Origin of the sequence: Sphingomonas olei (genome assembly GCF_045369765.1) — a bacterium.
In the GTDB taxonomy this organism is placed as follows: domain Bacteria; phylum Pseudomonadota; class Alphaproteobacteria; order Sphingomonadales; family Sphingomonadaceae; genus Sphingomonas; species Sphingomonas panaciterrae.
In genome coordinates this window covers 229,886-251,824 of record NZ_JBIQEU010000002.1, presented here as the reverse complement: position 1 = coordinate 251,824, position 21,939 = coordinate 229,886, and the positions used below count along the sequence as shown (strand labels likewise).

Sequence of the window (21,939 nt, the reverse complement as noted above, 5' to 3'; positions counted from 1 at the left end):
GTATTATGTGTTTTCTCTGCAACACTCTTGTTGTAGCGTTACCGAGATGACTGCCGGCACGGCACCTCGAACAACCGACCTGGTCGCCCTGCCGCGCCGCTGGAGCGTAACGCCTGCGGTCGAGATCGGCGTTCTTGCGATTGCCATCGGCATAGCGTTCGCGACGTATGTCGTCGTGGCCCACACGGGCCGTCCGGAGGGGCTGATCGCGCCTGCCGTTGTGGCACTGTTGCTGGTCGCCAATCTTGTCCCCGGCGTGGCGTTGATGATGCTGCTGGGGCGCCGGATCGCACGCCGCCGCGCGGCGCGCTCCCCGGTTGGCGGCGAGGGGCGGCTTCACGTCCGCCTCGTCGCGCTCTTCTCGATCGTTGCCGCCGTGCCGATGGTGCTCGTCACGATCGCCGCCTCCCTGTTGTTCCAATATGGCGTGCAATTCTGGTACTCGGACCGCGCGCGTGCGGTGTTCGAGAACGCGACGACGCTGACGCGCACCTCCTACAACCAGATCCTCCAGCGGTGGGAAGAAGCCACCGTCACGATGGCGAGCGATATCTCGACCGAACTGAACGAGCGGCCGATCGAGGACCCCCAGTTCCGCGCGTTCCTGTTCCAGCAAACCTATTTTCGCAGCCTGTCCGAGGCGTTGCTGTTTCAGGTGGCACCGAATGGCGAGTTGCAGACGCTCGCTTTCGTCAACCCCTATGACCTGGATCTGGCACGTCAGGTGTCGGCGGAGGCGGTACGAAAGCTGGCGCGCGGTCAGCGCAGTGTGGTGACCGTGACGGGCGACCGGATCCAGACGGTGACGCGGTTGCCGGGGTCCAGCCGCGTGTATCTCTACGCAGCACGTGTGACCAATCCGAAGGAAATGACCACCCAGACCGAGCGAGCCGAGGCCGCACTGGCCAATTATCGCCAGCTTCTGGTGCGCGCTCGCACGCTGCAACTGCGCTTCAACGCTGCGCTGCTCCTGCTGTCGCTGTTGATCGTCGGTGTCGCGGTATGGATCGCGCTGGCCGTTGCGGACCGGCTAGTCCGGCCGGTCGCGGAACTGGTCAACGCAGCGCGGCGGGTGGAAGGCGGCGACCTGACGGCCCGTGTGCCGGAAACGCAGGAGCGGGACGAGGTTGGCACTTTGTCGAACGCGTTCAACCGCATGACAGAGCGCATCGAGGAGCAGAATACGGCGCTGGTTACCGCGAACGCCCAACTCGACAGCCGTCGCTCGCTGATCGAGGCCGTTATGTCGGGGGTCTCCGCTGGCGTCATTTCGATCGCGCCTGATCGGACGATCCGGCTGATCAACAATTCGGCGCAGATGCTGCTGGGTCTCAGCGATCCACCGATCGGCATGCCGCTGTCCGTCGTCGCGCCGGAACTGGCAGCGTTGCTCGACGGGACAGCGCGGGAGGCGATCATTCAGCTGGCAGCGGCCGGCGAGGCGCGCACGCTGGCTGTACGGATCGCCCGTGTTCCAACCGGCCCGATCCTGACCTTCGACGACATCACTCAGCAGTTGCTGGACCAGCGCCGCGCGGCTTGGTCGGATGTCGCGCGGCGTATTGCGCACGAGATCAAGAACCCGCTGACCCCGATCCAATTGGCTGCCGAGCGCCTGCAGCGCCGTTATGGCGCCAAGGTGGAGGAAGGGGACACGACATTCAGCCGGCTGACCGAGACGATCGTGCGGCAGGTCGGCGATCTGCGCCGCATGGTCGACGAATTCTCGTCCTTCGCGCGGATGCCCAAGCCGGTGTTCCGTGAAGAGTCGCTGGTCGACGTCGCGCGTCAAACGATGTTCCTGCACGAGGTCGCGCATGCGGGCATCCGCTTCGAGATGCGACATGACGAACCGGGACCGGTCCTCGTCTGTGATCGCCGCCAGGTCGGACAGGCGCTGACCAATATCGTGAAGAACGCGGTAGAGGCGATCGAAGCGACCGGGCGAGGGGAGGGCACGATCCTGATGACCCTGACGCAAGAGGATGGCCGTGCAGTGATCACCGTCGCTGACGACGGCATTGGGCTGCCCCCTGAGCGCGATCGTATCGTCGAGCCGTATATGACCACCCGCGCGCGCGGCACTGGCCTCGGCCTCGCCATCGTGAAGAAAATCGTGGAGGAACATTTCGGAACCATCACCTTCACCGACCGTCCCGAGGGCGGCACGCTGGTGACCATGACCTTTGACGTGGTCATGCTGGCCGGCGTCGCCGGACGAGAAGACGATCAATCTGAGACCGAAGGCGGCAGTTTCGCCGCCCTGACTCGCAATCGGACCGCATAAGCCATGGCGTTAGACATCCTTGTCGTCGACGATGAACTCGATATCCGCGAACTCGTATCCGGTGTGCTCGAGGACGAGGGGTATGACACCCGCACCGCGGCGGACAGCGATGCCGCGCTGGAAGCGATCTCTGCGCGCCGCCCCAGCCTGGTCCTGCTTGACGTGTGGCTTCAAGGCTCGCGTCTCGACGGCCTGGAACTACTCGCCGAGATCAAGCGGCGGGACTCCTCGATCCCGGTCCTCGTCATCTCGGGCCATGGCAATCTCGACACGGCCGTCGCCGCGATCCGGCAGGGTGCGGCCGACTTCATCGAAAAGCCGTTCCAGGCCGAACGCCTGCTGCTGATGGTGGAGCGGGCAACCGAAACCGAGCGTCTGCGCCGCGAAGTGGCAAATCTTCGTGCCTCCGCTGGCAGCGATACCGACCTGACGGGCAGCTCCAGCGCGATCAATGCCGTTCGTGCCACGTTGAAGCGCGTCGCCGCGACCGGGAGCCGGGTGATGATCGTCGGCCCGGCAGGTGTCGGCAAGGAAGTGGCAGCGCGGCTCCTTCATGGCTGGAGCCAGCGAGCCGCAGCGCCATTCGTTGTGGTCAGTGCCGCCAACATGACGCCCGAACGTGTCGAGGAGGAATTGTTCGGCGTGGAGGAGGGGGGCGATCTCGTTCGACCCGGTCTCTTGGAGCAGGCCCATGGCGGCACGCTGTTCCTCGACGAGATCGCTGACATGCCGATCACGACGCAAGGGCGGATCCTGCGGGTGCTGACGGATCAGAGCTTCACGCGGGTCGGCGGGACGCGCGTGGTGAAGGTCGACGTGCGGGTGGTGTCGGCGACCGGCCGGGATCTGACGCAGGAGATCGCCGATGGGCGCTTCCGCGAGGATCTATATTACCGGCTGAACGTGGTGCCGGTCGTCATCCCGTCGCTGGCGGAGCGGCGCGAGGACATTCCCGCGCTGGTGGAGCATTTCGTCGCGCATTATGCGGCACAGCGCCGGGTTACGACGCCGGAAGTCGCAACCGACGCGATGGTGGCGCTGCAATCCTATGATTGGCCGGGCAACGTGCGGCAGCTGCGCAACGTCGTCGAGCGGACCATCATCCTTGCCCCGGGCGATCGCATCGCGCGGATCGATGTCGACCTGTTACCTGGGGAGGTGCTCGGCGATCAGGGGGGCGGCGGTGCGAACGCGATCATGGGCGCGCCGTTGCGCGAAGCACGTGAGACGTTCGAGCGGGAATATCTGAAGGTGCAGATCCGCCGGTTCTCGGGCAACATTTCGCGGACGGCGACCTTCATCGGAATGGAGCGCTCCGCATTGCACCGCAAGCTGAAGCTGCTGGGGATTACGGACACGCGCGAGGATTGATCGATCTGGACCAGTATCGGGCGGCTCCCTACATAGGGCGAAGCGTGCCGTTTGGGCCGCATCCGACGCCGGGCACCGGCGCATCGCGGGGAAAACCTCGCCAAAAAAACGAAAGGGCATCGAACGATGGCCGATAAGCAAAGCTCTCTTCAAGATCTCTTCCTCAACGCCCTGCGCAAGTCGAAGACCCCGGTCACGCTTTTCCTCGTGAAGGGCGTCAAGCTTCAGGGCATTGTCACCTGGTTCGACAATTTCTCGGTCCTCCTGCGCCGCGACGGACAGAGCCAGCTCATCTACAAGCACGCGATTTCCACGATCATGCCGGGCGCGCAGATCGATGTGGCCGCAATCGTCGATCAGCTGGGCGAATCGACCAAGAAGCAGCCGCTGCTGCAGGAGATTTTCCTCAACGCGGTGCGTCGCTCCGAGGATTCGGTAACGATGTTCCTGGTCAACGGCGTGATGCTGCAGGGCCAGATCGCCGCCTTTGACTTGTTCTGCATGCTGCTTCAGCGCGATGGCACGTCGCAGCTGGTCTACAAACATGCGGTGTCCACCATCCAGCCGGCTCGCGCGCTGAACCTGGCGGACGAGAACAGCGGGTCTGACGAGGATTGAGCACCGGTTTTGACCGCGATCGCGAGGAATTCGCCCGGGGCGCGCGCGCTATCGTCGTGTACCCCGATCTTGGTGGCTCCTCGCGCGATGCCGATGCGCGGCTTGAAGAAACCGCCGGCCTTGCTGCCGCCATCGGCGTCGATGTCGTCGAACGGCACGCCGTTCGCGTGCGCACGCCGCGTGCTGCCACGCTGATCGGATCGGGGCAGGTTGAACAGCTGGCGACACTCGGGCGGCAGGAAGAGGCCACCTTGTTCGTGTTCGATGCGGCGCTCTCCCCAATCCAGCAGCGCAACCTGGAGACTCAGCTAGAGGCAAAGGTCATCGACCGGACCGGTCTCATCCTGGAGATCTTTGGCGAGCGCGCTGCGACTGCCGAAGGTCGGCTGCAGGTGGAGCTGGCACACCTCGATTATCAGGCGGGCCGGCTGGTACGCAGCTGGACTCACCTTGAGCGTCAGCGCGGCGGCTTCGGCTTTCTCGGTGGCCCGGGCGAAACGCAGATCGAGGCCGATCGGCGACTGATCCGGGATCGCATGGCACGGTTGCGGCGCGAGCTCGATCAGGTGACGCGTACGCGCGGCCTTCACCGGGAACGCCGTCAACGCGCGCCTTGGCCGGTCATCGCGCTTGTCGGATATACCAACGCGGGTAAATCGACGCTCTTCAACCGCCTCACCGGCGCGCATGTAATGGCCGAAGACCTCCTCTTCGCGACGCTCGATCCGACGCTTCGTCAGATCAGCCTTCCGGGCATCGACAAGGCGATCTTGTCGGACACCGTCGGCTTTGTGTCGGAACTGCCGACCCAACTTGTCGCGGCGTTCAAGGCAACGCTGGAAGAGGTGATCTCCGCTGACTTGCTGGTCCATGTCCGCGACGTGGCACATCCCGATACGACTGCGCAGAAGGCGGATGTGGAAGCGGTGCTGGCAGAGATCGGCGTGTCCGAGGCGACGCCGCGGATCGAGGCTTGGAACAAGATCGACCTGCTCGATGGACCGGATCGGGATCATCTGCTCGCCGAGGCGGCGCGCCGCGATGATGTGGTTCCCCTTTCCGCGATCAAGGGGGAAGGGGTCGATGAACTTGTCAGGCTGCTATCCGACCGGTTGACGCAGGGGCATCAGCGATACTCGATCCGTCTCGCCACCAGCGACGGCGCCAGTGCGGCGTGGCTGCACCAACATGGCGAGGTCATCGATCAGGTGATCGAGGGTGATACAGCCATCTATGAAGTGCGCATGGCGCCCGGTGACTTCGCCCGCTTCAACGAGCGTTCCGCAGGAGAGGCCGAGACCTGAAAGGGGGGCGGGGCACGATGCTCCGCCCTCTAGTCTGTCGCGGCCACCTTTTCAGCCTGCTTCACTTCGGACCAGAGCGATTCCTGACCGTCGAGGTCAAGTGCCGCAATCGAACCGCCAGCGGCTGTTTCCATGGCCCGGAAGCGCGTTTCGAACTTGGCATTGGCGGATCGAAGCGCAGCCTCGGCATCCACGCCCAGATGCCTGGCCCAATTCACTACCGCGAATAAAAGATCGCCGATCTCTTCCTTGCGGTCCTGATCGCTCGCTTCGATAACTTCTTCTATTTCCTCATGGATCTTTTGAAGCGGACCGGTCGCGTCGGGCCAGTCGAAGCCGACGCGGCCGGCGCGCTTTTGCAGTTTCTCGGCCCGCAGCAGCGCCGGCAGGCCAAGCGCAACCCCGGCCAGCGCACTGCCGTCGTCCTTCGCGGCGCGTTCTTCAGCCTTGATCGTTTCCCACAGATGATGCCCGCCATCGGGGGCGTCGCCGAAGATGTGGGGATGGCGCCGCTCCATCTTGTCCGCGATCGCCGCTGCAACGTCCTTCAGGTCGAAATGGCCAGCCTCCTCAGCCATTCGGCTGTGGAACACGACTTGTAGCAACAGGTCGCCGAGTTCATCCTTCAGTTCATGCATATCGCCGCGGTCGCACGCGTCGGCAACCTCATAGGCTTCCTCAATGGTGTAGGGCGCGATCGATTGAAAGGTCTGCACCTTGTCCCATTCACAGCCCGCAACAGGATCCCGCAGTCGGGCCATGATCGCCTGAAGTCGCACGAGAGCGGAGGATGCATCTGACATAGGCGGGCGATAAACCGGCCGCACAACTTCCGCAAACGCAAGCCCAGAGGCTAAGACTCACAATGCGATAATATGTATTATGTTAAATCACGGATATCGAGCGTTGCGGCCCTCTTACGTGGCGCACGCACTGCGTTACCGGGCAAACTGCTCGAGCTGCGTGAACACCAGCGTCACGACCGCGAACAGCACAATCCAGATAAGCGCGAGCTTTATTGACCGACGCATGGGCAACCGCCGCGCAACGAGCGCCGAAATCGGCAGGATCAGCATCAATGCAAGCAGCCACACCTGCGCGCCGCCGGTCACAAGTCGAACTCCAGGCCGTCATATCCCGGCTCAACGTGCGGCGGCAGTTCCGCTCGAAGCGTCGCATAGTCCATCGACTGATCCATGTGCGTGAGAACCGCGTGGCCGGGCGCTAGCTCCTCGATCCATTGCAACGCCTTGCCGAGATGCGGATGGCTCGGGTGTGGTTTGCGACGCAGCGCATCCACGATCCAGAGATCGAGGTTTCCGTAAAGCGCGCGCATCTCTCGCGTCATCCCGCTGAGGTCTGTCGCGTAACCGACAGACTTTCCACCGTGCTCGAACCGCAGCCCCGCCGAGGTGATCCTTCCATGCGGTTGATCCGTCGAACTGATGGTGAGCGGGCCAATGTTGATCCGGTCAGGCAGAGCGCTCAGGGAAACGGTCGGCGGATATCCGCCACGTCCATGAAAGACGTAGCCGAACATGTCGTCGAGGCGCTCGCGGGTCGGTGAACGGGCGTAAGCCGGTACGGGTTCACCACGCTGATGGAAAATCTGTCGCAGGTCATCGATGCCGAAGACATGATCGGCATGTTCGTGCGTCCAGATGACCGCGTCGACGATTCCGACATCGGCCGCCAGCAACTGCTGTCGCATGTCCGGCCCCGTATCGACAAGAACGCGCGTCCCCTCGGCCTCCACCAGCAATGAAACGCGGGTGCGACGGTTGCGCGGTTCGTTGGGGTCGCATTCGCCCCAGTCGTTCCCGATCCTCGGCACCCCGGTGGAGGTGCCGCTACCGAGAATGCGGACCTTCATGCCAGGGTTTTATTGAAGAGTTTGTGGAAGTTGCGCGCGGTAACCTCTTGTAGTTCGGCGACATCATCTCTCCGCAGCTTCGCCAGGAAGGCAGCCGTGTCGGCAACGAATGCCGGTTCGCCGGTCTTTCCACGATGAGGAACGGGAGCAAGGAAGGGCGCGTCGGTTTCGATCAGCAAGCGGTCCGCGGGGAGCCGGGCGGCAACCTCCTGAAGCGCGGCAGCGCTCTTGAAGGTGACGATCCCGGAGATCGAAATGTAAAACCCCAGATCCAGCGCGATGTCCGCGAACTCACCGGTTCCCGTGAAGCAATGAATGACGCCGGTGAAGGCCCCCTTCTCCAGTTCGTCACGAAGAATGGCGGCGGTATCATCCTCCGCATCGCGCGTGTGCACGACGATGGGCACGCCAGCCTCTCGCGCGGCCGCGATATGGGCACGGAAGCTGCGCTGCTGCTGCTGACGATCCGAGTGGTCGTAGTGATAGTCGAGGCCACATTCGCCAATGCCGACGACCCGCGGATGCTGCGCGCGTTCTGCCAGCCGCTGGGAGTCGATGTGCGGGTGCTGGTCCGCCTCATGCGGATGGATGCCAACGGTGGCCCAGACATCCGGCTCGCGCTCGGCGGTCGCGAGAACATCCGCCCATTCGCTCTCGCGGGTCGCGATGTTGAGCATCGCCGTCACGCCGCGCGCGCGGGCGCGCTCGAGGATGGCTTGCTGTTCCTCCACCAGCCCCTTGTAATTCAAATGACAATGGCTGTCGGCGAGCATCAGGCGGCCTCCGCCGGGATCTCGAGCCGCGGGAACACGGGCGACGGTGCGGCAACCGGCGCGCCCTCGGCCACACGACGCGCATACCAGCCGTCGTCATCGATCGCGGCATGATCACGATCATCAGCGGCGACGCCGAGCTGGTCGAGGATCGCGCTCGCACCGGCGGGGATGACCGGCATGATTGCGATGGCAAGGATGCGGATGGCCCGCACCAGCGTCCGCAGGACGGCATTCATCCGCTCGGGGTCGGTCTTGCGCAGCGCCCACGGCGCCTGAGCGTCGATATACTGGTTGCAGGCAAAGACGCCGCGCATCCACGCCTCGATCCCCTGGCTCAGCATCAGGTCGCCGAATGCGGCCTTCAGCCCGGCGGCCGCCACGATGACTTCCTCGATCAGGATGCCGTCGGCCTCTTCTGCGCGTCCGTCCGCAGGCAGTGAGCCCAGGTTCTTGGCGATGAACGACAAGGTGCGTTGCGCCAGATTGCCGAACGAATTGGCCAGTTCCGCATTGACCCGCGCCACGATGGCCTCGGCCGAATAGCTGCCGTCCTGCCCGAAGCTAACCTCGCGCAGCAGGAAATAGCGCAGCGCATCGACGCCGAATGCTTTCGCCAGGTCGCCCGGATCAATGACGTTGCCGAGGCTCTTCGACATCTTCTCGCCGCGATGGAGGACGAAGCCATGGCCGAACACCGTCTTGGGCAAGGCGATGTCGGCCGACATCAGGAAGGCGGGCCAATAGACCGCATGAAAGCGAACGATGTCCTTGCCGATCAGGTGAAGATCGGCCGGCCAGTGCTTCATATCGCCATCGGGGTAGCCGACCCCCGTCAGATAGTTCGTCAGCGCGTCGACCCAGACATACATGACGTGCCCCGGACTGTCCGGCACCGGCACCCCCCAGTCAAAGCTGGTGCGCGAGATCGACAGATCCGACAGGCCACCCTCAACGAAGCGCATCACTTCATTGCGGCGCGATTCCGGACGGATGAAGTCCGGATTGCTGGCGTAAAAATCTAGCAACGGCTGCTGATATTTGGAGAGGCGGAAGAACCATGTCTCCTCCGCGGTCCAGGTCACCGGCGTGCCCTGCGGGGACAACTTCTCGCCCCCTTCCCCCTCGGTCAGCTCCTTCTCGTCGTAGAACGCCTCGTCGCGGACCGAATACCAGCCCTCATAACGATCGAGATACAGATCGCCGGCCGCTTCCATCGCCCGCCAGATGGCCTGGCTGGCGGCATAATGATCGGCATCGGTGGTTCGGATGAAGCGGTCATAGGAAATGTTAAGGCTGTCGCACATCGCCCTGAAATGTGACGACATCTCGGTGGCTAGATCAGCAACCGCCACGCCGCGATCGCGCGCTGTCTGGACCATCTTCAGCCCATGTTCGTCGGAGCCGGTCTGGAAACGCACGTCACGCCCGGCCTGCCGTTGAAAGCGGGCAATCGCATCGGCGGCGATCGCCTCATATGCGTGGCCGATATGTGGCCGCCCATTAGGGTAGCTGATTGCGGTGGTGATATAGAACGGGTCGCCCATAGACCCCCGCCTCTACCCCCGCGCGAGCCGCGCGACCACCCCTGCCAGTTCAAACACCGTCCCCCCCGCGTCGAGCGACAAGGCGCGCGCACTAGAGGCGATCCGCCGGGCATCATCATAGGCGTCCAGTGCGGTACGCAGCGCCTGACCGCTACGATACGGCGCCTGCTCCGCGAGGAAGGTGGGAACACGATCAAGGAATGCTTCGTAGCGCGGCTGCGCGGCCTTCAGCGAAAGCGCCCGCATCAAGCGAACCCGTTCTGCATTGTCGCGATCCCCGTCTCGCGCGATGCGCTGCAGCGCCTCGTCGATCTTCTCAAGCCCCAGCCCGGCGGAGCGAAGCGCCCGCCCCGGTGAGCCCATCCCGACACGGATCAGGGTGTCACGCTCGTCCGATGTCGCTTCTGGCAGAAGGGCGTCGAGGGCTGCGGCCATGTCTTCCCGATCCAGCGGCTCGAACCGGAGCAGCCGGCACCGCGACCGAATCGTCGGCAGAAGCCGCCCCGGCGCGTGGCTGATCAGCAGGAAGATCGTGCCGGCGGGCGGCTCCTCCAAATTTTTCAGCAATGCGTTCGCGCCCGACCGCTCGAGATCGTCGACCGCATCGATCAGGATGACCCGCCGCGAGCTCAACGATGGCGTGGTCGCGAACAGGGGATTGAGGCTGCGCACCTGAGAAATCGTGATGCTGCGCGCTAATTCGGCGTCGGGCTTGCCGTCCTTTGGCAACCGCTCCAGCACGCGGAAATCAGGGTGCGACCCCGCCTCGATGAGGGCACGGGTTCGCGCGCCACCCAGGTCCCGTGCGGCTTCGCTCAACAGGCTGGTCGCAGCCTCGCGCGCGAAGGTCGACTTGCCAACTCCCTGCGGGCCGGTGAGCAGCCAGGCGTGGTGCAGCGTTCCGCCATCCATCGCGGACCGGAAAAGCGCTTGCGCCGCCGCATTGCCGCGCACCCGGCTCACGGCAGCAGGTCGCTCAGCTCCGCCAGCAGCATGGCGGTCACGTCGCCCGTCGCCCGGTTGGCATCCACGATGCGGAACCGTCCGGGTTCCCGCGACGCAAAGCTGCGGAAGGCGCGTGCCACATTGGCGTGGAAGTGCTCCCCGCGCATGGCGAAGCGGTCCGCCATCTCGCCGTCGCGCATGGCGGCGCGACGCGCACCCTCCGCAACCGGCACGTCGAGCACGAAGGTCCGGTCCGGCAACAGCCCTCGCGTCCCGAAGCCGTGCAGCGCGAGGATCGCGGCGTCATCAATGCCCCCGGCGACGCCCTGATAGGCGCGCGTGGAATCGATGAACCGATCGGTGATCACCCACGTCCCCGCTTCCAGAGCAGGGCGGATGACCTTTTCCACGTGATCGGCCCGGGCAGCGGCGAACAGCAGGGTTTCGGCATGCGCGCTCCAGCGGGCCACATCGCCCTGCATCAGCAGCGCGCGGATGGCCTCGGCACCTTCGCTGCCGCCGGGTTCCCTCGTCACAAGCACCGAAAGACCACGCGCCTCCAGCGCGGAGGCGAGCGCCCGTACCTGTGTCGATTTCCCCGCCCCCTCTCCGCCCTCAAGCGAGAGGAAGCGCCCGCTCAACTGAACAGTCCAGTAAGACCCGCCCAGGCGCGACCGAAGAAGCCGGCTTCCTCGACATCGGTCTCGGCAACCAGGGGCAGAACCTGCTCCGGCAGACCGGGCGAGGTCACGACCAGGTCGGCGACATGCGTCCCCGCCTTGATCGGCGCCTTGATCGGGCCCTGATACACCACCTTCGCGTTCATCGCCGGCACCGCACCCGCCGGAAGCGCAACCTTTAGGTCACGCGGGGCGACCAGCCCGACGGTGGAGGAATCGCCCAGTTGCACGGCAGCGTCCGCCACCTTGCGCCCCTGCTTCACGATCGGCTTCGCTTGCCAGGCGCGGAAGCCCCAATCCATGAAGCGGACGGACTCGCTCGCCCGCTGGTTGAAGGTGTTGAGCCCGGCCAGGACCATCACCAAACGCCGGCCGTTCTGTTCCGCCGATCCGGTGAAGCCATAGCCCGCTTCCTCGGTATGACCGGTCTTCAGGCCATCGGCGCCGGCCACGCGCCCCAGCAGCGGGTCACGATTGGCCTGGGTGATTGCGTTCCCCGAGCCTAGCGTTTTGCCCCAGGTGAATTCACGCCGCGAGTAGAATTGCTTGTAGAGCTTGGGATGCTCCTCGATCGTCGCACCGGCCAGCTTCGCGAGGTCGCGCGCCGTGACATAGGTGACGCCATTGTCAGGCCAGCCGTTCGAGTTGCCAAAATGGCTGTTGCTGAGGCCGAGCTTCTGCGCCGCCTCGTTCATCCGCTGGACGAACGCTTCCTCGGTGCCCGAAACACCCTCGGCCAGCACGACACACGCATCGTTGCCCGACAGGACCACCACGCCGTACAGCAGGTTCTCGACCGAAACCTTCTCGCCCGGCGACAGGAACATGGTCGAGCCCGCGGACGGGCCATGCCACTTGCGCCAGGTTTCCGGGCGAACCTCGAATTCCTGATCCAGCTTCAGGTCGCCGCGCTTGATCATGTCGAAGATGACATAGGCCGTCATCATCTTCGCCATCGAGGCGGGTGGCATCCGGCGATCGGCGTCCTTGGCAAAGAGCACGGCGCCCGACGACAGATCCTTCATGAAGGCGACGGGCGCGACGGTCTGGAACTGCGGCGCAGCGGCAACGGAGGGATAGGCGACCGACAGTGCGATTGCGGGCACGGCCAGGTAGGACATTAGCTTGGTCATGGACGCTCTACTCGGTGATATCAGGGCTGAACGATGATGGCAGCATCGCCATAGCCGCGGCGAACGGCGGCGTCACGCGCCCGTTCGGCGTCGATGCGCGACGAAAATGGGCCAAGGCGGATCCGGAACAGCGCGCCGCCGCGCTGGGCAGTACCGCCCAGCTGCTTGGCGATCGCCTCGGCGCGCGCCTGGTTGCTTAGCGCGGCCACCTGCACGGCGTAGGAACGACCATTTGTCGGCGGGGGCGGCGCAGGTGCGGCGATTGGCAGCGCCCGAGCCGGAACGGATTCGGGACGGCTAACCGGAGGAACGGCTGCAGGACGCGCCTGAGCAGCGGGCAATTGCCGCCGGAGCGCCGCCAATAATGCTGGCGGCGCATCTAGCTGCGCTGCTGACACGCCGCCGGCAAGGCTTCCCTGATGCGTGACACCGCGCACCCGAACCGCCGACGCCCCTTCGCGCGACAGCGCGAGCATCCGGGCCGCTTCTGGGGAGAGGATGATCTCGAAACCTGCCGGCAAGGGCGACCGTTCAGCGACACGGGTCACGATGGTGCGACCAGTATCTAGCGACGTGATCTCCACCGCGCTGCCCGGGGCCAATGTCGCGTGTGCCGTCCCCCCCGCCCCCGCCTTCAACGCGGCATCGGTGCCGCCCACTCCCCCGGCAGTGCGGGCGTAGCCGACGCGATCGTAGCGTGCTGGTCCTGCGCCTGAGGTGCCGACTGGCCCTTCCACCTGTCCGGCTTCGGGCGGCAGAGGAGGACGCGGTGCCCCCGTTTCCTGGTTGCTGGGCGTATCCTGCAGGCCCATCGCCGTTGCGGGATACGCCAGCCCGAGCATCAACGACCCGGCAACGGTCCTAGCGCTCGACCGCATCGGCCAGCAGCCCCACGGACAACGCGTAGAAATTTGAGCAATTATAGTCCAGGATGGCGCGATAGTTGCTGGTCAGCAGATAGGCCGTCTGTCCCGGGCCATCAGGCTCCATCAGGGTCGCCAGCACATCGTCCGCTGGCCAGCTTCGGCCCTGCGGCATGATTCCGGCCGCGCGCCATTCCGCCATCGTGCGCCAGTTGCTGTGACGCTCGAACACGCGCGGACACCGCGGGGACACCAAGCGGTTGGTCAGCGTGGCGCGATTGAAGCTCGCCGGGACGGATACGGCAAAGCCCCAGGGCTGCCCCGCCCGCCAGCCGGCGTTCAGCAGGTAATTGCCGATCGATGCCAGCGTGTCGGCCTGGCTGTTCCAGATGTCGACCCGTCCGTCGCCGTCCCCGTCGACGGCGAGGCGCAGGTACATGGAGGGCAGGAACTGTGGATTGCCGGTGGCCCCTGCCCAGCTTCCCTTCAACGTCTCGCGCGGGATCCCTCGATCCATGATCTTGAGCGTCGCGACGAACTCGCCCGCGAACAGCTGCCGCCGGCGCCCTTCATAGGCGAGCGTCGCGAGGCTGCGGAGCAGGTCGAAGTTGCCGGTATAACTACCGTAATTCGTCTCGTGGCCCCAGATCGCCACCATGATCGATTCGGGGACGCCGGTGGTGGCCTCGACCCGCGACAGCTTTGCCCGATTGGCCGCATAGGCCTTCTGCCCGCGTCCGATGCGCGCGGCATCGACATGCCGCGCCTTGTACGGCGCGAACGGGGGGATGCGGGTGGATTGCGGGTTTCCCGGCTGTCCACGATCGAGCTCTACGACGCGCGCATTGTACGTCAGCGTGGGAAGGACGGAGTCCACCGTCGCCGGGCGAACGCCCTCGCGGATCGCCTGCGCCCGAAGCTGCGGCAGATAGGCCTGAAAGCCTGCCTCGTCCTGGGCGACGGCGGGTGCCGCTACGGCAAGCGCGCCTGCACAAGCTGCCAGGGTCGAGAGACGAACGATGAAGTTGGAAACGTGCACCACCTCTGTGTGGCACAGCCACCAGTTCGGCGGAACCGGCAATTGTCGTTGCTGCGGCACAAGTCACCGCACCCTTCCCTCGCCGAGGATCTGCGCCCTTGTGCCATCTGGATCGCTACGATGGGCCGCCATTCACGATGACCGGCACGTCACCGGGCGACCAGGGCGGAAGACGGAACATGATCCGCTCGAACGCCTCGGAGGCGAGATGCTGCGCCAGCCACGCCTTCACCTTGGACAGCGGCAGCGTGGCGAACCAACTTGGGTCGACGGCCGCAAACTGTCTGACGAACGGCATGATCGCCGCATCCGCCAACCCGGGCGCATTCCCGAAAAGCTGCTCGTACCGGGCGAGACGCGCCTCAAGCTTCTGGAGAAAGCCCAGGCCATTGTTGCGGTGCGCGATCGGATCAGACCCGTGGCGATCGGGATATTTGTACCGATCGAGATCATGTTTGAAGGCCGTGTCATTGGCGTCGATCAGCGCAGGGTCATCCCGCTCAAGCCACCCTTGCGGATCATTCTCGCCCAGCGCCCAGCGCATGATCGCGAGGCTTTCATCAATCACCACGCCATCGGACCGCTGCAGTACGGGCACCGTTCCCTTGGGAGAAGCCGCGATCAGCTCTTCCGGCTTCTTGGACAGCCGAACCTCGCGCACTTCGTGGCGAATGCCGCTGGCCGACAGCGCAAGCCGCGCACGCATGGCATAGGGGCAACGTCGGAAGCTGTAGAGGATGTGCTCGACCATCAGCGGCTTACTTATAGAGAAAGCTTGGATGATAGTAACTGCTGGCCGCTACCCCGCCGCAGTGAGCCGATCTGACTCCAGCTGACGCTCGGCCGCGGCCAGCACTATATCCAGATCGGCCGCGCGCAGGCCGCTCTCCACATCCACCTCGTCCCCATCGTACAGGTTGGCACGAAACCGCTGAAGATGAGCAATAGCCGCCTGTAGTGTCTCCACCTCAATCATGACTGTGCCTCAGGCCGGCTGCCCATTGCCGCCGCTCGCCCCGAATATCTGACCGGTGGAGAAACTGAGTGCTGGATCGGCGGCCGCAACGTAAAGTGCCGCGATTTCCGCCGGTTGCCCCGGTCGGCCGAGCGGCGCGCTGGCGCCAAAGGTGCGTTGCTTCTCCGGCGTGGCGCCGCCGCTCACCTGGAGCGGCGTCCAGAAAGGCCCCGGGGCAACCGCGTTGACGCGAATGCCGCGTGACGCCAGCTGCTTTGCCATCCCCTTGGTGAAATTCAGGACCGCCGCCCGGGTCATGGCGTAGTCAACAATATCCTTCGACGGATCTCCGGCCTGTTCAGATGACGTATTCACGATGACAGCGCCCGGGCCCATCTTCTCCAGTGCTGCCTTGGTGAGCCAGAATGGCGCGTAGACGTTGGTCTTCATCGTATCGTCGAAATCCTGGCTGGATATGTCGGCAATCGTAGGACGCGTTTGCTGCCGGGCGGCATTGTTGACGAGAATATCCAGCCCGCCGAGTTGCGCGGCCGCTTGTTCGACCAAGCGGCGGCAAAACCGCTCGTCCCGCAAATCGCCGGGGATCGCAACGGCTTTCCGACCTTCCGCTTCGATCAGCGCTACGACTTCACGAGCGTCCGGCTCCTCGGCCGGCAGATAGTTGATCGCCACGTCGGCGCCCTCGCGCGCGTAGGCGATCGCGGCGGCACGACCGATACCACTATCGCCTCCGGTGATCAGCGCCTTCTTGCCCGCCAATTTGCCCGAGCCCTTGTAGCTCTGCTCGCCGTGGTCCGGCCGGGGCGTCATCTTCGATGCCAGGCCGGGCCAAGGTTGCCGCTGAACCGGGAACGGCGGCTTGGGATAGGCCGCGGCTGCCGGGGTCATCGCCGCTGGCCGCGAATTGTTCTCCTGCGCTGCTGCCGACGTCGCGGACGCGGCCGACAGTGCAGCAACACCTGCAACAAAGGTGCGACGGTCGGTATCGGGCATGAGGAAGCTCCAGCAAAACGCGCCTCCACAGCGCTCGCAGGATCACAGTAGTTCCCTTGGCGCCGCAAATACTTGGCGTTTTGCTGGTGCGGCAAAGGAGAGGTGACCCCAGGCTTTGCGACCCTCTCCAGACGAAGCTCAACAGCCTTGACGCAAGGGCGCTGTAACTTGGCACCAGCATCATTTTCGAAGGGCCATGATCCAACGCAGGAACGTTCATACTTCACTGCTGTTTGGCACCGTGAGGAGCTTCACATGAACGCCAATGCGCGCCTGACTACCCTGACCCGGATCGGCTTCGCGGCGCGGGGACTGCTATACATCGTCATCGCGGTGCTGGTCCTGCGTACCGGGCGGGCAGAAGACCAGAGCGGCGCGCTGGAATATCTTCGCGAAGGCGGCGGCCAATTCCTGCTGGGCGTGATGGCGGCGGGACTCGCCGCCTACGGCATATGGAGGCTGACCGATGCCGCCTTTGACCTCGAACGCCACGGATCAGACCGTAGAGGCGTTTTCGAGCGGCTGGGGGCCGGAGCCAGCGGTGTCGTGCACCTTTTCTTTAGCTGGCAATCGGTCCGTCTGGTGCGCGGCGTGGCGCTGTCGGGTGACGGTACGCAGGAAGGCACACAGACTGCCCTGCAGATGCCGGGTGGATGGGCACTCGTCATCGTGGGCGGCATCATCCTGCTCGCGGTCGCCGCAGTACAGCTCATGAAAGCGGTGAAGGGATCATTCCTGCGCTACATTGACCCATCGATTGCCCGCCGTCCCTGGGTGCAATGGTGCGGTCGTGCCGGCTACGCCGCGCGTGGTTTGGTGTTCTTGATCAGCGGCTACTTCCTTGTTCGCGCCGGAATGGAAGGCCAGGCAGACGAGGCCGGCGGCATGGCGCGTGTCCTCGCATGGCTCAGCAGCCCCTTTGACGTGATCATCAGCGCAGGCCTGCTCGCATTTGGGTTATTCACCCTTGTCGAAGCGCGCTATCGCAGGCTGCACGACGTGCCGGTCGACCAAGCGATCCGCCGCGCGACAAGCTGGTCGTAGCGGGCTGCAGGCGCGTCGACCTCGGCGACGCAACGTGATGGCGGACGGGGTGGGATTCGAACCCACGGTAAGCGTAAACCTACGGCGGTTTTCAAGACCGCTGCCTTAAACCACTCGGCCACCCGTCCGGGGACGGCTCTCCTATCCTGCGATCAAGACAAGCGCCACTGCGTTGTCATCTCCGACAAGCGATTGTGCACAAAATAAAAGGGCCGGCCCATCAAAGGTGCCGGCCCATATGTCAGCCGAGACGAAAAGTCGCGGCTCCTGCGATCAGCAGGTGGAGGTTACTTGCGAAGCGTAAGTCCGCCACCGAAGCGCTTGTTGAATCGCGCCACCTGACCGCCGGTGTCGAGCATCTGGCCCTTGCCACCGGTCCATGCCGGATGCGCCAGCGGATCGATTTCGAGCGTCATGGTGTCGCCTTCCTTGCCCCAGGTGGAGCGGGTTTCGTACACCGTGCCGTCCGTCATCTGGACCTTGATCATGTGGTAATCGGGGTGGATATCTTTCTTCACAACTCAATCTCCGACGTGGCTGGTTACCGACCAGCCGAAAGGAAGCGGCGCGCTTAACAGAGGAGCGCGGCCCACGCAATCATTGCTATGGTCGCTGCCGATCAGGCCGCAGGTGGATCCGCGATCATGGCGGTGAACTCACACTCGGCCGCCAGCTCGCCTTCGATCAAGGCACGTCCCGCGAACTTGCACACCCGCGCACGCTTTTGAACGAAGCTGACTTCCAGCCGAAGCAAGACACCGGGTTCGACCGGCTTCCGGAACTTCACGCCGTCGATCGACATGAAATAGACCAGCTTACCCGTGCCGGCGAGGCCAAGGCTTTCGACCGCAAGCACGCCCGCCGCCTGTGCGAGCGCCTCGACGATCAACACGCCCGGCATGATCGGCCGACCGGGGAAATGCCCCTGGAAGAATCCCTCGTTGATCGTCACCGCCTTGATCGCGACGATCGACTGATCAGGCACGAGCGTTTCGACCCGGTCGACGAGCAGCATCGGATAGCGATGCGGCAGCGCCGCCATTACCCGCGTCACATCTAGCGGGCCGAGGGCGGCCTTGGTCTGCACGTCGGTCATCCCGTGCTGGCTCAGCGGCCCTGCGTCTGCGCAGCAGGAGCCGGTGCGGCGCCCTGCTGGCCCTGGCCGCCCGGCTGCCAATTCGCCGGCGGGGTGATCCCGACGCTCGGCACTGCCTTGTCGAGCTCAGCGGTTATCGACGAGGTGATGTCAGCGGCCGGCTGGGCAAAAAGCGCGGCTTCAGGACGCAGCAGCAACGACACGTTGCGGGCGCGCACTGCGGCCTGAACGGCGTCGTTCAGCTTCGCGCTGATCTGCTCGATCGCATAGGCCTCTGCGCGCTGCGCCGGCTGCGTCAGGCGGGTGAGTTCCTGCTGCGCTGCCTGCTGCTTGGTCTGGATCGCCTGCGCCTGCGGACGCAGCGATGCTTCGGTCGCGCCGGGTGCGCGCGCTGCCGTCTGATATGCGGTCACCAGCGGCTGCAATTCGGCCTGGATCGCGTTGCGGCGCGTGTTCGCCTGATCCAGCTGGGTCTTGTACGTCGACTGGATCTGCGCGCGAGCCGCAGTCCACGCCTTCGAATTGGCAACGGCCTGTTCCGGGTTCGCGACAGCGATGCCGGACACCTGCGCAGCGGCGCCGCCGGCGGCAATCGTACCGGGGACTGCGATCGCGGCAGCCATCAGCATGAGCTTGAACTTGGTCATCAGAACTGAGTCCCTACGTTGAAAGTGATAAGCTTGGGGTCATCGCCGCGCTGCTTGATGAGAGCGCGGGCAACGTCGATGCGAAGTGGGCCGAACGGCGACGTCCAGTTCACACCAAAACCGATCGACAGACGCGGCTTTGCGGAATTGCCGAGGAAGGTCTCGACAAAGGGCTGAGACGCGATCTGCGGCGAGTTCGGGATGATGCCGTTACAACCGCCGCTGCCGTCTGGGATACCGGCGGCGCAGGTAGTCGAGACGTTCGCACCGGCTGGCGTCGAGTAGAAGTAGAGCGGGTTGCCCGCGGCATCCTTGAGCGGAAGCGGCAAGACGACCGTGTTGCCGTTCGCATCCGTGGTGGTGGGGAATACCGCGGTCGGTTCCGGCCGTGTGATATTGAACAGACTGCCGGCCTGCACATAAACCGACGGACGCAAGCCCAGCTCGCGCGCGCCCGAACCCAACGGGATCTCGAGTTCGATGCGGCCAAGATAATAGGCTTTGCCGCCCAGCGCGTCGTCGATGATCTGATCGCGATCGGTGATCAGAACCTGCGCGCCGTTGGCGTCGGTCGTGAAATACTGGCGCAGCACGCGCGGGCCGACGCCGCGGATGTCGAAGCCGCGGAACTGCGGCTCACCCAGATAGAAGCGGTCGGTGATCCGGATCGGATCTACGCCGGGACGCGGGCTGCTTTCAAGCGCGTGAATGTAGCCGCCTTCAGCAAGCGCCGAGAGGATGAACCCGCCGCCGATGCCCCAATATTTGGCCGCGTCCGCGCGCGTCCGCAGGTACTTCACGTCACCGCCCAGCCCGGCGAAGTCCTGGCTGAAGGTAAAGCGCTGCCCCGCCGACGGCCGCAGGCGGCTGTTCAGGCTGTCGTAGATCAGCGAATAACCGACCGACGACGTCAGACGATTGCCCAGAGCGTCGCAGAGATAGCGGCCCGCGAGCAGTGGATCGCACTGACCATCGCGGAAGAACGCGGTACGATCCAGCGTCACCTCATCATACGACAGCCCGTAACGTGCCGAGAGCGACCAATATTCGGTCAGCGGCACGCCGGCACGAACCTGGAAGCCGGTGGACACCTGGCTATAAGTGGTTTCGCGGCGGTTGTTGACGAAGTTGAACGCGTTGAAGTCGCGCCGGAACACGTCGACGCCGACGGCGATGTTCTTGTCGAACAGATAAGGCTCGGTGAAGCCGAGCTCGACCGACTTCGAATAACTAGAATAGTTGACGCCGAAGCGCAGTTCCTGGCCCTTGCCGCGGAAGTTGCGCTGCGTCAGGTTGAACTGAAGGATGAAGCGCTCGAGGCTGGAGAAGCCCGCGGAGAGCTGCAGTTCGCCCGTGGCGCGCTCTTCGACGTTGGCGCCCAGGATGACGCGATCCGGCGCTGAACCCGGCGTCTGCTTGATCTCGAACTTGTCCTGGAAGAATCCCAGGCTGTTGATGCGGTCCTGCGAACGCCGCACCTGGAAGCTGTTGAATGCGTCACCTTCCGCAAGACGGATCTCGCGGCGGATCACCTTGTCCTGAGTCTGCGTATTGCCGGTGATGTCGATTCGCTCGACGTAGGTGCGCTTCGCCTCGCCGATGTGGAAGTTGATTGACATCGTCAGCGAGTCGCGATCGCGCTGGAACTCAGGGCTGATCTCGGTGAAGGCGTAGCCGAACAGACCCGTGGTCTGGCTGAGGCTGTCGACCGTGTCCTCGACCAGCTTGGCGTTGTACCAATCACCCTTCTTCAGCGGCAGCGTCTTCGCCAGCGCCTTGTCGTCGAAGTCGCGGATGTCGCTGTCGACCGTGATGTCGCCGAATTTATAGCGGGGCCCCTCCTCCACCACATAGGTGATGATGAAGTCTTCCTTGTCCGGCGTCAGCTCGGCTACTGCGCTCGTGACGCGGAAGTCGGCATAGCCTTCGGTCAGATAGAACTGGCGCAGCTTCTGCTGGTCATAAGCCAGTCGGTCCTGATCATAGGTCGTGTTGGACGACAGCAGGCGGAAAAAGCGCGCCTGTTTCGTTGCCATCTGCTCGCGCAGCTTGTCGTCGTCGAACACCTCGTTGCCGATGATGTTGATCTGACGAACCTTGGACTTGGGCCCTTCGCTGATCTCGAACACCACGTCGACGCGGTTCTGATCAAGCGACACCATCTTGGGCTCGACACTCGCGCCGAACCGGCCCTGGCGGCGATAAAGCTCGACAATACGCGCGACGTCCTGACGCACGGCACTGCGGGTGAAGACCTGCCGCGGCTTAAGCTTGATTTCCTTCGTGATCTTGTCGTCCTTGAGGCGCTTGTTGCCCTCAAGGATCACGCGGTTGATGATCGGGTTCTCACGCACCCGAAGCACGATGTCGCCGGTCTCCGCCCCTGCGACGGTCACATCGGCGAACAGGTCGCTGGCGTACAGATCCTTGATCGCCTGATCGAGCGACTCGTTGGTGTACGGCTGTCCGATCCGCAGCTTCGTGTAGCTGAGCGCCGTATCGGGCTCGATACGCTGCGAGCCTTCGACTCGGAGCGAGCGAATCGTCCGCTCCACCGGCGTAGCGCTAGGTGCCGGCGCGACCTGCTGCTGAGCCGCCGCACCAGGCTGGGCCGTAGCGGGCGCACCTTGCGCAAGCGCGACCGACGGAATGCCGGTCAGCATCGTGCAGCCGAGCAGCATGGCCGCAGCGCGCGGTCGAGCAAACGAAGTGTTCAAAATAGTCACCATTCCACCCCGGTAAGCCCAAAC

At 64.3% G+C, this 21,939-nt stretch carries 22 protein-coding genes and 1 tRNA gene; 5 read left to right on the top strand and 18 right to left on the bottom strand.

Annotated elements, in window-relative coordinates:
• Positions 1 to 46: 46 nt before the first annotated feature.
• The 4 genes from ACH0BU_RS03725 to hflX are packed head-to-tail and all read left to right on the top strand — an operon-like array spanning position 47 to position 5,580.
• Positions 47 to 2,287 (top strand): sensor histidine kinase, encoded by a 2,241-nt coding sequence (locus tag ACH0BU_RS03725; RefSeq protein ID WP_046410587.1) that lies wholly within the window; start codon positions 47 to 49, stop codon positions 2,285 to 2,287.
• Positions 2,288 to 2,290: 3 nt separating this feature from the next.
• The gene (gene ntrX / locus ACH0BU_RS03720; RefSeq protein WP_125944949.1) at positions 2,291 to 3,658 is read left to right on the top strand and encodes a nitrogen assimilation response regulator NtrX; all 1,368 of its coding nucleotides are present in this window, start codon (positions 2,291 to 2,293) and stop codon (positions 3,656 to 3,658) included.
• 51 nt (positions 3,659 to 3,709) lie between these two features.
• Positions 3,710 to 4,276, top strand: a complete 567-nt coding sequence (hfq, locus tag ACH0BU_RS03715) for an RNA chaperone Hfq (protein ID WP_269430575.1) — start codon at positions 3,710 to 3,712, stop codon at positions 4,274 to 4,276.
• Complete coding sequence (gene hflX / locus ACH0BU_RS03710; RefSeq protein ID WP_296222902.1) at positions 4,273 to 5,580, top strand: GTPase HflX; 1,308 nt, start codon at positions 4,273 to 4,275, stop codon at positions 5,578 to 5,580. Before hfq ends, hflX begins: the two co-directional genes overlap by 4 nt.
• A 29-nt stretch (positions 5,581 to 5,609) precedes the next feature.
• On the opposite strand, the gene mazG is transcribed toward hflX, so the two are convergent.
• From mazG to ACH0BU_RS03645, 13 genes are all read right to left on the bottom strand, one after another.
• Positions 5,610 to 6,383 (bottom strand): nucleoside triphosphate pyrophosphohydrolase, encoded by a 774-nt coding sequence (mazG, locus tag ACH0BU_RS03705; RefSeq protein ID WP_296222903.1) that lies wholly within the window; start codon positions 6,381 to 6,383, stop codon positions 5,610 to 5,612.
• A gap of 135 nt (positions 6,384 to 6,518) precedes the next feature.
• Positions 6,519 to 6,692, bottom strand: a complete 174-nt coding sequence (locus ACH0BU_RS03700) for a hypothetical protein (protein WP_156167271.1) — start codon at positions 6,690 to 6,692, stop codon at positions 6,519 to 6,521.
• Positions 6,689 to 7,453, bottom strand: coding sequence for an MBL fold metallo-hydrolase (locus ACH0BU_RS03695; protein ID WP_125944945.1), 765 nt, complete (start codon positions 7,451 to 7,453; stop codon positions 6,689 to 6,691). Before ACH0BU_RS03695 ends, ACH0BU_RS03700 begins: the two co-directional genes overlap by 4 nt.
• Positions 7,450 to 8,226: a TatD family hydrolase gene (locus ACH0BU_RS03690; RefSeq protein WP_500263782.1), complete on the bottom strand. Its 777-nt coding sequence runs from the start codon at positions 8,224 to 8,226 to the stop codon at positions 7,450 to 7,452. Before ACH0BU_RS03690 ends, ACH0BU_RS03695 begins: the two co-directional genes overlap by 4 nt.
• On the bottom strand, positions 8,226 to 9,773 hold the full coding sequence (gene metG / locus ACH0BU_RS03685) for a methionine--tRNA ligase (protein ID WP_145119109.1): 1,548 nt from the start codon (positions 9,771 to 9,773) through the stop codon (positions 8,226 to 8,228). Before metG ends, ACH0BU_RS03690 begins: the two co-directional genes overlap by 1 nt.
• Before the next feature lie 12 nt (positions 9,774 to 9,785).
• Positions 9,786 to 10,736, bottom strand: coding sequence for a DNA polymerase III delta subunit-related protein (locus tag ACH0BU_RS03680; protein WP_500263781.1), 951 nt, complete (start codon positions 10,734 to 10,736; stop codon positions 9,786 to 9,788).
• Positions 10,733 to 11,359, bottom strand: coding sequence for a dTMP kinase (gene tmk / locus ACH0BU_RS03675; protein ID WP_145119105.1), 627 nt, complete (start codon positions 11,357 to 11,359; stop codon positions 10,733 to 10,735). Before tmk ends, ACH0BU_RS03680 begins: the two co-directional genes overlap by 4 nt.
• Positions 11,356 to 12,519 carry a D-alanyl-D-alanine carboxypeptidase family protein gene (locus tag ACH0BU_RS03670; RefSeq protein ID WP_432430993.1) on the bottom strand — a complete coding sequence of 388 codons (1,164 nt, stop codon included), beginning with the start codon at positions 12,517 to 12,519 and terminating at the stop codon, positions 11,356 to 11,358. Before ACH0BU_RS03670 ends, tmk begins: the two co-directional genes overlap by 4 nt.
• Positions 12,520 to 12,551: 32 nt before the next feature.
• The gene (locus tag ACH0BU_RS03665) at positions 12,552 to 13,373 is read right to left on the bottom strand and encodes an SPOR domain-containing protein (RefSeq protein WP_164518882.1); all 822 of its coding nucleotides are present in this window, start codon (positions 13,371 to 13,373) and stop codon (positions 12,552 to 12,554) included.
• Positions 13,374 to 13,392: 19 nt separating this feature from the next.
• Positions 13,393 to 14,415, bottom strand: coding sequence for a lytic murein transglycosylase (locus tag ACH0BU_RS03660; protein ID WP_500263813.1), 1,023 nt, complete (start codon positions 14,413 to 14,415; stop codon positions 13,393 to 13,395).
• A 133-nt stretch (positions 14,416 to 14,548) separates the two neighbouring features.
• Positions 14,549 to 15,184 carry a glutathione S-transferase gene (locus ACH0BU_RS03655; RefSeq protein ID WP_500263780.1) on the bottom strand — a complete coding sequence of 212 codons (636 nt, stop codon included), beginning with the start codon at positions 15,182 to 15,184 and terminating at the stop codon, positions 14,549 to 14,551.
• Between the two features lie 48 nt (positions 15,185 to 15,232).
• The gene (locus ACH0BU_RS03650) at positions 15,233 to 15,409 is read right to left on the bottom strand and encodes a hypothetical protein (protein ID WP_496002849.1); all 177 of its coding nucleotides are present in this window, start codon (positions 15,407 to 15,409) and stop codon (positions 15,233 to 15,235) included.
• A 9-nt stretch (positions 15,410 to 15,418) separates the two neighbouring features.
• Positions 15,419 to 16,402, bottom strand: coding sequence for an SDR family oxidoreductase (locus tag ACH0BU_RS03645; protein WP_500263779.1), 984 nt, complete (start codon positions 16,400 to 16,402; stop codon positions 15,419 to 15,421).
• A 255-nt stretch (positions 16,403 to 16,657) separates the two neighbouring features.
• On the opposite strand from ACH0BU_RS03645, the gene ACH0BU_RS03640 reads away from it, so the two are divergent.
• Positions 16,658 to 17,446 (top strand): DUF1206 domain-containing protein, encoded by a 789-nt coding sequence (locus tag ACH0BU_RS03640; RefSeq protein WP_500263778.1) that lies wholly within the window; start codon positions 16,658 to 16,660, stop codon positions 17,444 to 17,446.
• A 38-nt stretch (positions 17,447 to 17,484) separates the two neighbouring features.
• On the opposite strand, the gene ACH0BU_RS03635 is transcribed toward ACH0BU_RS03640, so the two are convergent.
• From ACH0BU_RS03635 to bamA, 5 genes are all read right to left on the bottom strand, one after another.
• Positions 17,485 to 17,574 (bottom strand) — tRNA-Ser (locus ACH0BU_RS03635).
• Between the two features lie 159 nt (positions 17,575 to 17,733).
• Positions 17,734 to 17,964, bottom strand: a complete 231-nt coding sequence (gene rpmE / locus ACH0BU_RS03630) for a 50S ribosomal protein L31 (RefSeq protein ID WP_046410564.1) — start codon at positions 17,962 to 17,964, stop codon at positions 17,734 to 17,736.
• Positions 17,965 to 18,065: 101 nt separating this feature from the next.
• Entirely contained in the window at positions 18,066 to 18,542 is a 477-nt protein-coding gene (fabZ, locus tag ACH0BU_RS03625; protein ID WP_500263777.1) for a 3-hydroxyacyl-ACP dehydratase FabZ, read from the bottom strand.
• Positions 18,543 to 18,553: 11 nt separating this feature from the next.
• Positions 18,554 to 19,189: an OmpH family outer membrane protein gene (locus ACH0BU_RS03620; RefSeq protein ID WP_245995330.1), complete on the bottom strand. Its 636-nt coding sequence runs from the start codon at positions 19,187 to 19,189 to the stop codon at positions 18,554 to 18,556.
• Complete coding sequence (gene bamA / locus ACH0BU_RS03615; protein WP_082103107.1) at positions 19,189 to 21,918, bottom strand: outer membrane protein assembly factor BamA; 2,730 nt, start codon at positions 21,916 to 21,918, stop codon at positions 19,189 to 19,191. Before bamA ends, ACH0BU_RS03620 begins: the two co-directional genes overlap by 1 nt.
• Between the last annotated feature and the right edge of the window lie 21 nt (positions 21,919 to 21,939).